Genomic DNA, 15,782 nt, shown 5'->3' with positions numbered 1-15,782 from the left:
TTACATTCTTTTCAGCGGATAAAGTTAAAACCCTCTGATTCTAAATCAAAGAGTTTTATCGTTTTAATTTATTCTGGTTTCTGCTCTTCCATTTGAGATTTCACTTCATCATAGCTCAAAGCATGCGAAGAACTTACACTTGGTTCATCAGGCATTTCACCAGTTTCATACAATGATTTAATTTGATGACTATCAAGTGTTTCGTATTTAAGAAGAGCTTCTGCAATCAATTTATGCTTTTCACGATTTGATTGGATAATTTCTGCTGCTTTGTTGCGTGCTTCATTAAGCAAATTACGAACTTCTTCATCAATTTCATATGCAGTTTGCTCTGAAATTGATTTTTGTGGGCTCGCAGCGCCAAACATCGCATGGTTTCCTTCATATTGAACTGGACCGAGTTTTTCACTCATACCATACTCTGTTACCATCGCACGTGCCATTTGTGTAGCTTGTTCAAAGTCATTGGAAGCACCTGTAGTTTGGACGTTGAAAATAATTTCTTCAGCAACACGTCCCCCCATAAGTCCTGCCAATTGCTCTTTCATATCTTCTTTAGATAAAAGAGTCTGATCTTCTTTCGGGAGAGCAATCATATATCCACCTGCACGACCACGAGGTACAATGGTTACCTTGTGAACGACACGTGCATTTGATAAAACAAGACCAACAATCGTATGTCCTGCTTCATGATAAGCGACAATTTGCCGATCACGTTGTGAAACTGTCTTATCTTTTTTAGACGGTCCTGCAATAACACGATCTTCTGCTTCATCTATATCGGAAGCATCAATAACTCTTTTATTTCGACGCGCTGCGACAAGAGCCGCTTCATTTAAGACATTTTCCAAATCAGCACCAACAAAACCAGGCGTTTGTTGAGCAACTAGTTTTAAGTCAACATCTTCAGCAAGAGGTTTATTTCTAGCATGAACACGAAGGATAGCTTCACGACCTTTTACATCTGGCTGACCAACAAGAACTTTACGGTCAAATCGACCAGGACGCAGAAGCGCCGGATCTAGCACATCACTACGGTTTGTTGCTGCAATAACAATAATTCCTTCATTACCTTCAAAACCATCCATCTCAATCAGCAGTTGATTAAGGGTTTGTTCGCGTTCATCATTTCCTCCACCGAGACCGACACCGCGTTGACGACCAACAGCATCAATTTCATCAATAAAAATAATCGCTGGGGCTGCCTTTTTTGCATCTTCAAAAAGAGAGCGAACACGGCTAGCACCGACACCGACAAACATTTCAACGAAATCTGAACCTGAAATACTAAAGAATGGAACGCCTGCTTCACCAGCTACTGCTTTAGCAAGAAGAGTTTTACCAGTCCCTGGAGGGCCTTCAAGAAGAACACCAGCTGGTATACGAGCCCCTAGTTTTGTATAACGTTTAGGATCTTTTAAAAATTCAACAACTTCAACTAATTCTTGTTTTTCTTCTTCCGCACCTGCTACATCAGAAAAGCGTACTTTTATATCTTCTTTGTTTGTCGCACGCGCTTTATTACGTCCAAAACTCATAGCTCCACGCGCTCCACCGCCTCCACCTTGATTCATCATAGAGAACAGGAAGAAAGCAAAGATGGCAAATGGCACCAGAGTTGTCAGCACCTGAATCCAGACACCACTTGAACTTTCACGTTTAATGGTGATTTCAGTTCCCTTATCTGAAGCTAATTTTTGTAATTCAGCTACCGTTAAATCTGAAGGTAGAATAACACTAGTAAAGCGGCTTACAGAGGTAGAAGAAGGAGTAAAAAACTGAATACCACTATTATCCTTTACCTTCTTTTCTTTTTTATAAGTACCTGCAACTTCAATAACACTACCATTTGGCTGATAGCTAATATCCTTTACATTTCCATTTCTAATTTCTTTAACTAACTCAGTATAGTTAATTTGTTGGCTGCGACCTACAGAACTTCCAGCTGAAAAATACTGAAAACCTGTAATAACAACAACAATAATTAAAATGTATAGGAAAGGATTTTTTATAAAGCCATTATTTTGTTTATTTTTCATCTATCTATCAATATACCTTTTTATTTTGTATAAACTTCTTCTTTTAAAACACCTACATATGGCAGATTCCGATAGTTTTCATCAAAATCTAGACCATAACCAACTACAAATTCATTTGGAATTGTAAAACATGTGTAATCTGCTTCAATATCAACTTTTCGTCCTTCGGGCTTGTCCAAAAGTGTAGCAATTTTAACAGACGCAGCTTTTTTCTCCCTAAATAACTCACACAGGCTTTTCAATGTTTTTCCCGTATCAATAATATCTTCGACAAAAAGAATATGACGTCCAGCAATATCTTGATCAATATCTTTAATAATATTGATAACGCCACTGCTAGATGTCCCACCATGATAGCTTGATACTAACATAAAATCCATTTCAATATGGGTATCAACATGCTTTATCAACTCTGCCAAAAAAGGAATGGAACCTTTTAAAATTCCTACAAAAATAGGATTTTTCCCTGCATAATCACTAGTTAATTGAGTTCCTAAATTTTTTGCTGCTGCCACGATCTCATCATGTGAAACCAAAACTTTCTTAATATCTTGTTCTAGCATCTTCTTTACCTATCTAAATTTTGAATATAAAGTTTGTTATACATTATATCATTTTTTTGACTCTTACTCAAATCACATGTTACGATTCCAGCAATTGCTAAGATTTCCCCATTTTGCTCAATAATAATAGCATTTCCCCTTTGATCTATAGGGATTTTTTGATCAATAAAGTAACGACGAAGCTTTTTATGGTGTTGGTTCAAGATAATTTCATCTTGTTCTTTTCTATGTCGAAGTAAAATTTCTGTTTCACGTGAAACAAATACTTCTTGGATGTTTTTTTCATGAAGCTCTTTTCCAAAAGAAAAGCGATAATTACCATATTCCACAATATCGTTATATTTTAACAAAATTGAATCCACTTTTAAATCAGACTGTGGACTGATTTTACGAATCTCAAAGGAATCATAATCTTTATATAACTCATAACCCGCTTTAAGTGGTTGCTGATAATTAGATTGCTTGTTCAAGATTGCTAAAATATCAGAAAACTGTGCTTTACTGAGCTGCAAATCAGGAAATTTCTTTAAATAAGCCTGTAGCAAAAAACTTTGCACAGAGTAAGGTTGAGATTGAAATTCCTGCAGATTCGTCGCCACAATATTTTTAGTTAAATATGCTAATGCATCTTGCATTTGAGAAATTTCTGTTCCCAATTCTATTAAATGCTTCCTGAACTGCGGATTTTCTTGTTCTAACAATGGAAAATACTCATTTCGAATTCGATTGCGCAAATAATGGTTCTCTTGATTTGTCCAATCCTCAAAATGAAAAATAGGAGGGAAATTTGATTTTTGAAAAGAAAGCAACGGTCTTATCAATTCTCCATTTGCAAATTTTTGTTTTTCTTTCATTCCTGAAATATGAAATAAACGGCTGCCACGAAGAATTCTCATAAAAATCGTTTCTGCTTGGTCATCAGCATGGTGTGCTGTCACCAAAGCTGTGCAATTTTCTTCTAACATAATTTTTTTGAAAAAAGCATAGCGAAAATCACGCGCTTTTTGTTCTGAGAATGATCCAGAAAAACTTGATGTAAAAATGCTTACACCAAGTTTTGTTGCTATTTTTTTTAGTTCTTCTTCCTCAAAATCAGATTCTTCTCTCACTCCATGATTAACATGAGCAAGGTAAATTTCTATTTCTAATCTTTCGCGATATTTATAAAGCCAGTCAAGCAAAGTCATAGAATCTAGTCCACCAGAAATAGCAAGTAAAACTTTTCTATGAGGTCTGAAATAGCCTTTTTTTTGCACCATTTGAAAAAATTGTTGTTCTATCATTTTAAAACCTCATAAATATCATCTGCAATTTTAGAAATGTTATCGTAATCAGCATGATTTGTAAAAATAGACAGAATAAAAGGAGAATTAGCATAAACAATTGCAACATCATGCTTAAAATCATAAGCATCCCCAATTTTATGAGCCACTTTTACATTTATATTTTTAGAAATACGCTGCTCATCAAAATTTGTTTGTGATAGTGCATTGATAATGTCCCCATTTTGTTTATAGATAGCTTCCATCATATTTCCAGCCATCCTAGCTGATGCATTACGTTTTTCTACATCCCATTTTTTCCCAGCAATTTGCTCAATTGTTGCTTGATAAGTGCTGTCTGATTGATTAGTAATATAATATCCTAAAATATTTGTAGCTGCATTATCTGATTCTTTTGCAATATGATTCATCAAATCTTGAATGCTGTATTCCTTATTATCTGATTTTTTGGAAATGCTTCCACTACCTTCTGTATCATAAGCACCTGAATAGTCATTTACAGCAGGAATATATTTTAAACCAGAAGATGGCTTGTATTTTCCTTCATTTAATTGCTTCTGCGCATAATAAAGAATGGGAAGTTTTGCCACACTAGCAGAATACATTTCCAAATCTGGGTTTATACCAGCAGTTTTTCCAGAATCTAATTGTTTTACATAGATCGAATAGTCTGCTTTATTGTACCTGCTTGTTAAAATCTCTTGAACTTTATCCATACGATTATCTGTATCAGACAAGTATTTCACATCAATCCAACCTTTGCTTTCAACATGAGCATATTTTCCTGATGCCGTCTCAGCAAGTTGGGTCACTTTCACCGAATGATAAGAAGATAAATTCGTCTTAACTTCCTTTGTTCCATTTACAAAAGGTTGATTGTAAACTACAAATGATTGCCTAAGCCACATTGTTTGAGAAATATCTGCACTAGATTGGACAACATCATCATAAATCATTCGTTTATCAGCAGGAACAAATTGCCCATTTGCGAGTTTAAAAACTGGGAGTCCTTGTTCATTGACTTGTAAGTCAGAAAGTTTAATTGATGTATTCGGAGTTAAACTCCCAGCAACTTTTTCTAAATTTAAGGACGTATAAGTTGGAATTTGCTCATAAACATTTGGATTGGTTGGAAGATCCGTGTAGTAGTTACTGTAGGTCGTACTAGTAATTTCATACTGTTGCTTTGCAGTCAATTCGACATCTTGTTCCGTACTTACTACTACTTTTGCAGTAAAAAATGCTGGCAACAATAATAGAAATAGCAACTTACGCATGCTCTCCCCCTTCCTTTTTAGTCTCTTCTAATTTTAAGGTCTGATTTTTTCTGGATAATTCTTCTAATTTTTCATCAGAAAACTCCAAAAATTGTTCAATCATTTTTAATAAATTTTCCATCCTTACTGTGGCAACAATCCTGGGATTGTATAGATATATTCCCCTTGTTTAGAATAATAATATTTAGCGCGTGCATATTTAGCAGCATATTCTTCATCTTTTAATTTATTAGCAAAAGCTTTTTGAGATTCTTTTTCGTTGCTTATTTCTTCGTACCTCTTTTGTAAATGCGTCAATTGTGTTCGACGTTCTAATAAATTTCGATAGCTTTGAACCAAATTAAATGTCGGTAAAATGAACAATAAGATGACTAAAATCAACACCCACCCCATAAAGCGATTCTTTTTTCTTCTTTCTTGCTCTAAATAACGGCGATGTTGGTTTTCATCTTGTATATAGCGATTATTTAATTGAACAATATTTCTAGCCATCTACTTCTACCCTTGTTTCTTTTATAATTTCATACATTTTAGCAGCATCTTCTTTTTTAGTGCTGTCTTTCATTTCTAGAACACGAACTAATAAAATTTTATTTCCAAAACAAATCTCTATTTCGTCATTGATTTTTAAATTTGTTGAACTTTTAGCTAAAATTCCATTTACTTTAATTCTTCCCTTATCGGCTACCTCTTTAGCGATAGGACGACGTTTTATAATACGGGATACTTTTAAATATTTATCTAATCTCATAAAGTTACCTCAATTCATTATTTTACCATTTTTTAAGAAAATATTATAGACGAAAATGAAACTTTACAAAATTGTAAAGTTAGCAATCTTTCTTTTGATTTTTAATTTCTACTAACTTTTCTGAAAACTGTAGAAGTCCTTCTAAAATTTCATAATCTTTTTTATTTTTTACATCGAATATAACTTCAATCAATCCTTTATTTTCTGAAATTCTTGCTTTTAAATTTGTTACAGAAAGAGCTTCAAAATAATCTTGAGTTAAGAAAAACTGTTGAGAAACTTTTTCAAATCGAACAATCACAGATTGTTGCTTCTTTTCAACGAGTTGAACAAAAACTTGATCTAAATAAGATTTTACAAGACCAATTTCTAATAATAAGGCAACAACATCTGGATATTCTCCGAAACGATCTATCAATTCATTCTGTAATTCTTCATACTTTACACAACTGTCAATCTCGCAAATACGTTTGTAAATTTCAATTTTTTGCCTTTCATCAGCAATATAATCGCTAGGAAGATAGGCATCCATCTGCAAATTAATTTCAGCATTTCCTTTTTGCCTTCTTTTTTCTTTACCTTGTTTCTTAGCAATAACCTCTTCTAATAATTGAGAATACATTTCAAAGCCAACAGAATCAATAAAACCAGATTGTGAGCTTCCTAAAATATTTCCAGCACCACGAATAGATAAATCTCGCATAGCAATTTTAAAACCAGAGCCTAATTCTGTAAATCCTTTTATAGTTTCCAAACGTTTTTCAGAAATTTCTGTCAAAACCTTGTCAGGACGATACATGAGATAGGCATAAGCAATACGATTGCTACGACCAACACGCCCTCGCAATTGATATAAAGTTGACAGTCCCATGTAATCTGCATTTTCAATAAAAAGAGTATTAACATTAGGAATATCAACACCAGTTTCAATAATAGTTGTTGTCACCAAAATATCATATTCCCCATTGATAAAATCAAGTAAAGTATTTTCAAGAAGAATTTCACTCATTTGGCCATGTACATATCCAATAGAAGCTTCTGGAATCAATTCTTTCAATTCTGAAACTTTTCGCTCCATTGTGTCAACTTTATTGTAAAGATAGTAAACCTGTCCTCCTCGATCCATTTCTCTTAAAACTGCATCTCGAATAACTGTTGCATTATTTTCTAAAACATAAGTTTGAACTGGGTAGCGATTTGTTGGAGGAGTTTCAATAACTGATAAATCACGTATTCCTAACATAGACATATGGAGTGTACGAGGAATAGGGGTCGCCGTCAAAGTTAAAACATCAACTTTCGTTTTCAACTCTTTTAATTTTTCTTTATGCTTAACTCCAAAGCGTTGTTCCTCATCAATAACAATGAGTCCCAAATCAGAAAATTTAACATCTTTTGACAGGAGACGATGCGTTCCAATAATAATATCCACCTGCCCTTTTTTTAGTTTTTCTAAAATTATTTTTTGTTCTGATTTACTTTTAAAGCGACTTAATACTTCAATATTGATAGGAAAATCGTTAAAACGTTGCTTAAAGTTCGTATAGTGCTGTTGAGCCAAAACCGTAGTGGGAACTAAAATTGCTACTTGTTTATGATCATTTACTGCTTTAAAGGCAGCTCTCATAGCTACTTCCGTCTTTCCAAAACCAACATCTCCAACTAAAAGACGATCCATAGGATGATCACTTTCCATGTCTTTTTTTACTTCTTTTATAGAGCGCAACTGATCTTCTGTTTCTACATAAGGAAAATCATTATCAAATTCTTGCTGATAAGAATCATCACTAGAAAACGCAAATCCCTTTAATTGACTTCTCTCTGCGTAAAGTTTGATTAAATCCTCAGCAATATCTTCGACTTGATGTTGTACTCTCTGTTTAGTTTTTTGAAAACGCCCATCGTTTAATTTATTGATTTTAGGCGCTTTACCATCACTCGCAACATATTTAGAAAGAAGCTGAATCTGATCAACAGGAATAGAAATACGATCTGCATTTTGATATTGAATAGTGAGATAATCACGATGAATTCCTGAAATTTCAATCGTCTCAATTCCTAAATATCGCCCAATTCCATGAACGTTATGAACAACATAATCTCCTTTTTCCAGCTCATTATAATTTTTCAAACGTTCAGCATTAGAAATACTTTGCCTGCGAACTTTTCGTTTTACTTTTTTTTGCAGAATATCATATTCAGTGATTAAAACAATTTTTTCGTCTACAAAATTAAATCCTTGAATTAAACGTCCTTCTACTAATTGAACAGCATGTTTATGAATTTTAGTATCATTAACATAATCAAGTGGAATTTCATATTCTTGTAAACTTTTATGTAAACTTTGTAAAGTCAATAAAGAATTTGATTGTATAATGACCGTGTAGTTAGATTTTTTATATCGACTAATCTCTTCTTTCAAAAGCTGAAATTGACTAAAAAATTCCTGCATAGGATACTGATTGAACTGATAAAGAGAATCAAATTTCAAATTTCCCAGTCCCTTATGAAAATTTGAAAATAAGGTAGCAGGTTTATACTTTCTAAATATTGAATATGTATCTGCAAAATAAGATTGATTTCCAACAGCTTTACTATTTTGTAAATCTTCTGTCAATAAATTTGCTGCTTCTAATTGAAACTGAGCATGTTTATTCATGATTTTTTGAAAGTCATCAAAGAAAATTGGGCTATATTTTGGAAGATAATCAAGAATTGTCCATTCATTTTGATAAAAATAAGACAATAATTTTCTAATATCAGCATGTTGAGTTTGTTCTTTTATATTAGCTAAAACTTCCTCTAAATAGGATTTCAACGTTAAATCTACAGTTTTTTCTATAAGATTTTCTATTTTTTTCTGTGCACTTTTATAATCTGCTTTAGTAAATATGATATCTGTAGCAGGATGAACACACACATGTTCTACATTTTGAATAGAAATTTGATTTTCAGGATTAAATAGACGAATACCATCAACTTCATCACCAAAAAATTCAACCCGAAAAGGCATTTGACTAGAGCGCTCAAAAATATCTAAAATATCACCACGAATACTAAACTCCCCTTGTTTCAATACTTGTGATACTTGCTTATAACCTGAATTTAACAATTGAGAAATCAAATCTTTCAACTCATATTCTTGCCCTATTTTTAAATTAATATAAGCTGAATTGAAATTAACAGGATTGGATAAAAATAGTTGACTAGCTGCCACATTAACTATCAAAAATCCTGATTGTTGAGAATCTAATAAAAAATCTAGAGCTTCCAAACGAGAAAAAATCTTTTCTTGAGAAGAAAAGACAAACTCAGCTAACGGAGTATCATCTGCAAGAAATGTATAGACCCTCTCTTCTCCCACCAGGTCAATCAGATCACTAGAAAGTCTTTCTGCTTCACTATAAGTAGACGTTAAAATCAAAATTTTGTGATTTTCCTCTACACAAGAGGCCATTGTAATAGCCTTAGTTGAAGATGACAAACCCATTAATAGCTGCCGAGTTGATTTATTTAGATTTCTTTGCCAATCAGATATCTGTTTATTTTGATTAAATAATTCAATAATATCCATCTTTTTATCCATTGTACTGTTGCATTGTTTGTTCAAAATTATCAGACTGTAAATAATAATTTACAGCACTGTCAACTTTGTCAAGTGTATTTAAAATTATAGCATGGTCTCCTTTTGAAAATTTTCCTAACACATGGTGAATAATGGTTATATTATTTTCGGGACGACCAATACCAATTTTAATTCGTTTGAATTCTTGGGTTCCTATATGTTTGATAATTGATTTGATGCCATTGTGACCACCAGCAGATCCTTTTGCTCTAAGTCGTATTTTTCCTACTTCCATATCCAAATCATCATAAATAACTACTAAATCTTCAATATCTAGACCATAATAAGATAAAAGGGCATGAACAGCCTTTCCACTTTCATTCATAAAGGTCGTTGGTTTGACAAAATACACTTTCTCACCATTAAAAAATGTGGAAGCTATCTCTGCTTGAAAAATTTTATCAGTTGTAAACTTTAAACTTTTTTCTTTACACATTTTGTCAACTAGCATAAATCCGACATTATGTCTTGTTTCAAAATATTTTTCTCCAGGATTTCCCAAACCTACAATCATCTTTACCATTTTTTACCTCTAAAAAGACCAAAAGGGCTGGAAAAGTTTTTCCAACCTCGTTTATATTTAGTTTACAATGCTTTACACATTAAATCTAAATTCCATAATATCGCCATCTTGAACGATATATTCTTTTCCTTCTTCACGCAGTCGTCCTGCTTCTTTGACTGCTTTTTCACTTCCATATTTCACTAAATCATCATAAGACATAGTTACAGCACGAATGAAGCCTTTCTCAAAGTCTGAGTGAATAATGCCAGCTGCTTGTGGTGCTTTCATGCCACATTTAAATGTCCAAGCTCGAACTTCTTTTTCTCCTGCTGTAAAATAAGTTCCAAGTCCCAATAAATGATAAGCTGCTCTGGTTAATTTGTCAACCCCAGATTCGTTCAAGCCCATTGCTTCAAGAAATTCAGCTTTATCTTCATCATCTAGCTCAGAAATTTCTTCTTCAGCACGCGCAGATATAACCACTACCTCTGCATTTTCAGTTGCTGCAAACTCGCGAATTTGTTGAACATAATCAATATTATCAGGATCTGCTACCTCATCTTCACCAACATTAGCAACATAAAGCACTGGTTTTGTGGTCAATAAAAATAATTTTTTGACAATCTTTTGTTCTTCCTCATCAAATTCAATGGTACGAGCTGATAAACCATTTTCCAAAACTGGCTTAATTTTTTGCAAAACATGAAACTCAGCTACTGAATCTTTGTCCTTTTGGGTTCGAGCAACTTTTTCCACACGTGCATAGCGTTTATTGATACTTTCTAAATCTGCTAAAATCAACTCAAGATTTATTGTTTCAATATCAGCCATTGGATCAACAAAACTTGACTCACGTCCTTGCTCCCGCATAACATTTTCATCATCAAAAGCCCGAACCACATGAACGATAGCATCGACTTCACGAATATTAGCTAAAAATTTATTTCCTAGACCCTCTCCTTTTGAAGCACCTTTTACAATCCCTGCAATATCTGTAAACTCAAAAGTCGTTGGAACTTTTTTCTGTGGTTTGATAAGTTCTGTTAATTTATCCAAACGAGCATCGGGAACTTCTACCCGTCCAACATTAGGGTCAATTGTTGCAAAGGGATAGTTAGCTGCCTCTGCTCCTGCTTTTGTAATTGCATTAAATAAAGTGGATTTTCCAACATTAGGTAATCCTACAATTCCTGCTGTTAAAGACATTTCGCTCTTCCTTTCATCTTTTCAATTCAATAAACCATTATATCATATTTACCACTATTTGACTTATAACTTCATCATTTTTGTAAAATGTTGTATTTTCCTAATTAAAATATTATAATTTTATTAAGGGACAGGAGGGGATACTATGAAAAAAGGATACTTTAAACAATTATTGATTAGCTTCCTAGCAATTATTTCACTAATCATTCTTGGAGCATGTGGAGCTCAGGAAAAAACAATGTCATTCTAAAGAATTGATCAAAGTTTACAATATGACTTACGATTAACTTATTATTATAAAGGAGATACTGTCACAAAACAAACTACTGATTCATTTTGGTCTTATAAAACCTTAGGAGCTACTAAAAAAGAAGATGTTAAAGACAGAATGCTTCTCAAATGTATCAAAATATTGAGGGAATTAAAGAAAAAGTCATTTATGAAGAAAAGGGAATTAAGGAAACTGTAGAAATTAACTTTAATAAAGTAGACTTTGATAAATTAGCAACCTTGCCTGGAATGTATACAGATAAGAATACGAGAAAAACTAAAAAAGTTAGTATGAAAGCTAGTAAAGAACTCTTAACAAGTAAAGGTTTTAAAGAAATTACGGACGGTAAATTTGAAAAATTAAAATAAAATTATGAAAAGGTGCTAAGAAATCAATTTCCTAGCACTTTTTTTAGTTTTCGTTCAAAATCATATCGGCTCATCATCACAATATGATGACAATTTGTACAGCAAATTTTAATATCCGCACCCACTCGAATAATTTCCCAACGATTTGCTTTTTTGCCTGTAGATTTGATTGTACAGGCATGTGGTTTTTTCATTTCAACAAAATTTCCTACATCATACATTAGTTTGTTCTCACTGGCGTAATCAATTGAATAAAGTTTTCTGTGTCATCGCTTGGTATCAAAGTAAATGGACGAACAGCTGAAATAAAGCTGATTGTAACTTTTTCACTATTAATAGCTTTCAATGAATCAATTAAATAAGTTGGATTAAAACTGATGGTTAAATCTTGACCTGAAATACTTTCAGTATCAATTTCTTCATTCACACGTCCAACTTCAGGAGAGTTCACATGTGCACTAACTACACCATTTATAATTTCTAATTTAACTGTTCCATTTTGAGTCGCATTTGAAAGAAGACGTGCACGTTCCATCGCATAACGAAGATTATTTTTATCAAATGTTACGATACTAGTAAATTCTGTTGGAATTAAACGGTCGGTATCAGGATAATTTCCCTCTAACAGCCGAGTGTAGAAGCTAATATTTTCACTTCTAAAAAGCAATTGATTATTTGTGAAGTAAATCTCTACTGTTTCAATATCATCCGTAAAAACGGCTGAAAATTCGCGTAGAGAACGACTAGGAATAACAACATCAAAATTATCCCCATTTTTTTCTAAGACAATCTTCTTTTGGCTCATCCGATGAGAGTCTGTTGCAACCGTCTTTAAATTTTTATTTTCTGTTAAAACAAAATGAACCCCCGTTAAAATCGGACGACTTTCTTGTGTACTAGCTGCAAAAGCTGTCTCGTTAATAATATTTTTAAGAACACTTGTTTCAAGCATCAAAGGATTACTTGCTGAAATTTCTTGAATACGAGGGTATTGATCTGCATCTTTTCCTTTTAAGGTAATTTCTGATTTACCACTAGTTAAAACAATTTGCTTTTGCTCAATTTCTTTAAAATCAAGTGTAACATCAGGAAGACTTGATACAACATTGATGAAAAAAGTTGCTTCAAGCAAAATGGAGCCTGAAGAGGTCACTAAAAGCCCTGCATTTTCGTTTTTAATTGAAATAAAATTTTCAATGGAGATTTGTCCATTTGAACCAATTAATGTAATTCCTTCATTTGTAACATCAATTTTTACTGTAGAAAGAATTGGAATAGCATTTTTAAGACTAATAGCGCGTTTGGTTATATTTAAAGCTTGTAAAAATAAATTTTTATTGATTGAAAAGTTAATCATAGATACTCCTTTTATTATTTTATGATTATTAAGTTAATAGTAATAGTAGCTTGTGTGAAACTTGTGGAAAAGTTTCCTAATCAGCGATAGAACACAAAAACAGACATGTTTATAAATTGTGAATAACTTTAACATTTTTTCTGAAATTATCCACAGTTATCTGATTTTATTTTTTATGTTTTCTATTTCTAATCGAAGATTATCATCCGTTTTGAGCATTGTTTTAATTTTCCCATGAGCATGTATGACCGTTGTATGATCTTTACCGCCAAATTCTCTTCCAATTTTTGGAAGACTATTATCGGTTAATTCACGGGCCAAATACATAGCTACTTGTCTAGCAAGGACAATATTTTGAACCCGACGACTGCCTTTCATTTCTTTAACGCTAACGCCATAGAAATTTCCAACTTCTGTTTGGATTTTATCAATTGGAATAACTAAAATTTGACTTGCATCTTGTTTTCGAGCTCGAATAGCTTCAGCAGCAGCGTCAATTGTAATTTCTTTCAGATTTTTTACTCTAGCCATAAGAGAAATATCATTTAGAGCACCTTCTAAATCTCGCACATTTGAATCAAATTGACCTGCTAAGTATTCCAAAGTATCATTTGGAAAAATGTAATCTAAACCTTCTATCTTATTGCGTAAAATAGCGATTCTTGTTTCAAAATCAGGTGGAGTAATGTTTTGAGTTAATCCCCATTTGAAGCGCGTGACTAAACGTTCTTCAAGATTATCCAGATGATCAGGACTTCGGTCGCTTGTTAAAACAATTTGTTTATTATCTCCGTGCAAAGCATTAAAGGTATTGAAAAATTCTTCTTGAGTAGAAACTTTTTTTCCTCCTAAAGATTGAATGTCATCAATCAATAAGAGATCAAGGCTGCGATAAGTTCTCTTAAAACTTTCCATTTCTCCTAATCGAAGATGTTCTAAAAAGTCGTTGATAAAAGTCTCAGCAGGAATGTATTTCACTCTAGCATCAGGAATATTTTCTAAAATTTGATTTCCAATTGCATTTAGTAAATGGGTTTTTCCTAATCCTGGTCCACCATAGATAAACAATGGATTATAAGTTGTTGCTAAATTTTCAGAAACAGCGAGTGCCGCCGATAGAGCCCAAACATTTCCATCGCCTTGAACAAAATTATCAAATGTATATTTTGCTTTTAACCCAGTTTCAATAGGAGGAAGACTTGGTTTAACTACTGAATGATTTGTATTTGTTGATTGAGTAACTTCATCATTTTCCTCTTGAAAGATATAGTGTACAGTAATTTGGTCATTATAAATTTCAAAACCTGCAGTAATGATGACATCTGCTAAATTTTGATCCCAAAATAATTGTTTGACAGGACTGTCAAGAAGTACAGTAGCTTGAAAATTTTCAACTTTCATTAACCGAGCTCCTGAAACAAAATAATCATATGTATTTTTTTTGATTTGTTTTTGAGCCAATTCTAAAACACGCGCCCAAAAATTAGCTTCTTGTGACATAAAAAACCTCCTTCCTTGCTAATAAATTCTTCGTTATATTTAATTATCCATAGAAGTTATTTTAACATAAAACGTAAAAGTTTTCCACAATCTGTAGAAATAAATTCACATTGTTCTTTAAAGTTTTCCACAGATTGTGAATAAAGGAGTTTTTCTGTGATTTATTAAGTTTTTCTTATAAAATAAGAGTGGATAACTCTGTGACTTGAAAGAATAAAAATAACAGCCTTATTTAAAGCTGTCAATAATTCTTTGATATTCTTCTAGGTTTGAAAAATGAATACAAATTTTCCCTGATTGAGATTGTTTAGAAAATTGAAGAGAAATCTCTGTACCAAATATCTTTTTTAATCTTTTTTCTTCCTCTTTGAGGAAGAGATGATGTTTATTTTTTGTTACAGTTTTTGTCTGTTGGGAATGTAATTGTTTTTCTAGCTGTCGAACTGAAAGGCTTTGAGATAAGATTTTATCAAACCACTGATTTTGCTCTTTTTCTGAGAGATTAATGAGCAGACGAGCGTGTCCCTGAGAAATATTTCCTTCTTTTATCGCTTCGATAATATTGAGAGGTAAATTTAATAACCGGACGGAATTTGTAATATAAGGACGTGATTTTCCCATAGTTAGAGCGATTTCTTTATGTGTCAACCCTTTGTCAATCAAATATTGATAAGATTGTGCTTCTTCTATAGGATTTAAATCTTCTCGTTGTAAATTTTCAATGATGGCTTGCTTCATCATTTCATCATCTGTTACTTCTTTTATAATAGCTGGTATATTTGTTAAGCCTGCTAATTTAGCAGCTCTAAAACGCCTTTCACCAGCTAGCAATTCATAACCAATTATCGGAGATTTTCGTACAATGATGGGCTGAATAATCCCATGTTCTTTTATAGAACTAGCAAGTTCAGCAATTTTTTCTTCTGAAAATTCTTTTCTTGGTTGATAAGGATTTGTTTGGATGTCATTAAGTGTGATATATTGATATTTTTCCATGTTTATATAGAATAACACACCTTTACAATTCTGTAAAGATG

14 protein-coding genes and 1 pseudogene are annotated in these 15,782 nt (G+C 32.7%); 1 reads left to right on the top strand and 14 read right to left on the bottom strand.

Features of this window, described 5'->3' with window-relative positions; genetic code table 11:
• Positions 1 to 68: 68 nt before the first annotated feature.
• The 10 genes from ftsH to ychF form a co-directional block, all read right to left on the bottom strand.
• Entirely contained in the window at positions 69 to 2,039 is a 1,971-nt protein-coding gene (ftsH, locus tag HMPREF2933_RS00190; RefSeq protein WP_024053281.1) for an ATP-dependent zinc metalloprotease FtsH, read from the bottom strand.
• A 20-nt stretch (positions 2,040 to 2,059) separates the two neighbouring features.
• Positions 2,060 to 2,602, bottom strand: a complete 543-nt coding sequence (hpt, locus tag HMPREF2933_RS00185) for a hypoxanthine phosphoribosyltransferase (RefSeq protein ID WP_024053282.1) — start codon at positions 2,600 to 2,602, stop codon at positions 2,060 to 2,062.
• A gap of 5 nt (positions 2,603 to 2,607) precedes the next feature.
• Entirely contained in the window at positions 2,608 to 3,885 is a 1,278-nt protein-coding gene (gene tilS, locus HMPREF2933_RS00180; RefSeq protein WP_024053283.1) for a tRNA lysidine(34) synthetase TilS, read from the bottom strand.
• Positions 3,882 to 5,162: a serine hydrolase gene (locus tag HMPREF2933_RS00175; RefSeq protein ID WP_024053284.1), complete on the bottom strand. Its 1,281-nt coding sequence runs from the start codon at positions 5,160 to 5,162 to the stop codon at positions 3,882 to 3,884. Before HMPREF2933_RS00175 ends, tilS begins: the two co-directional genes overlap by 4 nt.
• Positions 5,155 to 5,283 (bottom strand): SP_0009 family protein, encoded by a 129-nt coding sequence (locus tag HMPREF2933_RS10205; RefSeq protein ID WP_101749849.1) that lies wholly within the window; start codon positions 5,281 to 5,283, stop codon positions 5,155 to 5,157. Before HMPREF2933_RS10205 ends, HMPREF2933_RS00175 begins: the two co-directional genes overlap by 8 nt.
• A 2-nt stretch (positions 5,284 to 5,285) precedes the next feature.
• The gene (locus HMPREF2933_RS00170; protein WP_003026832.1) at positions 5,286 to 5,654 is read right to left on the bottom strand and encodes a septum formation initiator family protein; all 369 of its coding nucleotides are present in this window, start codon (positions 5,652 to 5,654) and stop codon (positions 5,286 to 5,288) included.
• Positions 5,647 to 5,913: an RNA-binding S4 domain-containing protein gene (locus tag HMPREF2933_RS00165; RefSeq protein ID WP_024053285.1), complete on the bottom strand. Its 267-nt coding sequence runs from the start codon at positions 5,911 to 5,913 to the stop codon at positions 5,647 to 5,649. The genes HMPREF2933_RS00170 and HMPREF2933_RS00165 overlap by 8 nt, the downstream gene beginning before the upstream one ends.
• A 79-nt stretch (positions 5,914 to 5,992) precedes the next feature.
• Complete coding sequence (gene mfd / locus HMPREF2933_RS00160) at positions 5,993 to 9,499, bottom strand: transcription-repair coupling factor (RefSeq protein WP_101750431.1); 3,507 nt, start codon at positions 9,497 to 9,499, stop codon at positions 5,993 to 5,995.
• Positions 9,492 to 10,061: an aminoacyl-tRNA hydrolase gene (pth, locus tag HMPREF2933_RS00155; RefSeq protein WP_042754227.1), complete on the bottom strand. Its 570-nt coding sequence runs from the start codon at positions 10,059 to 10,061 to the stop codon at positions 9,492 to 9,494. Before pth ends, mfd begins: the two co-directional genes overlap by 8 nt.
• Positions 10,062 to 10,133: 72 nt before the next feature.
• Positions 10,134 to 11,249, bottom strand: coding sequence for a redox-regulated ATPase YchF (gene ychF / locus HMPREF2933_RS00150; protein ID WP_070672284.1), 1,116 nt, complete (start codon positions 11,247 to 11,249; stop codon positions 10,134 to 10,136).
• A gap of 145 nt (positions 11,250 to 11,394) precedes the next feature.
• Between ychF and HMPREF2933_RS00145 the strand changes: the two are divergent.
• A pseudogene (locus tag HMPREF2933_RS00145) lies at positions 11,395 to 11,888 on the top strand (DUF1307 domain-containing protein).
• A 23-nt stretch (positions 11,889 to 11,911) separates the two neighbouring features.
• On the opposite strand, the gene HMPREF2933_RS00140 reads toward HMPREF2933_RS00145, so the two are convergent.
• From HMPREF2933_RS00140 to HMPREF2933_RS00125, 4 genes are all read right to left on the bottom strand, one after another.
• Positions 11,912 to 12,109: a DUF951 domain-containing protein gene (locus tag HMPREF2933_RS00140; RefSeq protein WP_003032456.1), complete on the bottom strand. Its 198-nt coding sequence runs from the start codon at positions 12,107 to 12,109 to the stop codon at positions 11,912 to 11,914.
• Complete coding sequence (dnaN, locus tag HMPREF2933_RS00135) at positions 12,109 to 13,245, bottom strand: DNA polymerase III subunit beta (RefSeq protein WP_024052472.1); 1,137 nt, start codon at positions 13,243 to 13,245, stop codon at positions 12,109 to 12,111. Before dnaN ends, HMPREF2933_RS00140 begins: the two co-directional genes overlap by 1 nt.
• Positions 13,246 to 13,401: 156 nt before the next feature.
• Complete coding sequence (gene dnaA / locus HMPREF2933_RS00130; RefSeq protein ID WP_024052473.1) at positions 13,402 to 14,745, bottom strand: chromosomal replication initiator protein DnaA; 1,344 nt, start codon at positions 14,743 to 14,745, stop codon at positions 13,402 to 13,404.
• Between the two features lie 228 nt (positions 14,746 to 14,973).
• Positions 14,974 to 15,741, bottom strand: coding sequence for a ParB/RepB/Spo0J family partition protein (locus HMPREF2933_RS00125; RefSeq protein WP_070672281.1), 768 nt, complete (start codon positions 15,739 to 15,741; stop codon positions 14,974 to 14,976).
• Positions 15,742 to 15,782 lie beyond the last annotated feature (41 nt).

Origin of the sequence: Streptococcus sp. HMSC066F10, assembly GCF_001813805.1 — a bacterium.
Classification (GTDB): Bacteria; Bacillota; Bacilli; order Lactobacillales; family Streptococcaceae; genus Streptococcus; species Streptococcus vaginalis.
The sequence above is the reverse complement of the archived record's forward strand: the minus strand, read 5'-3'. Positions and strand labels throughout refer to the sequence as shown.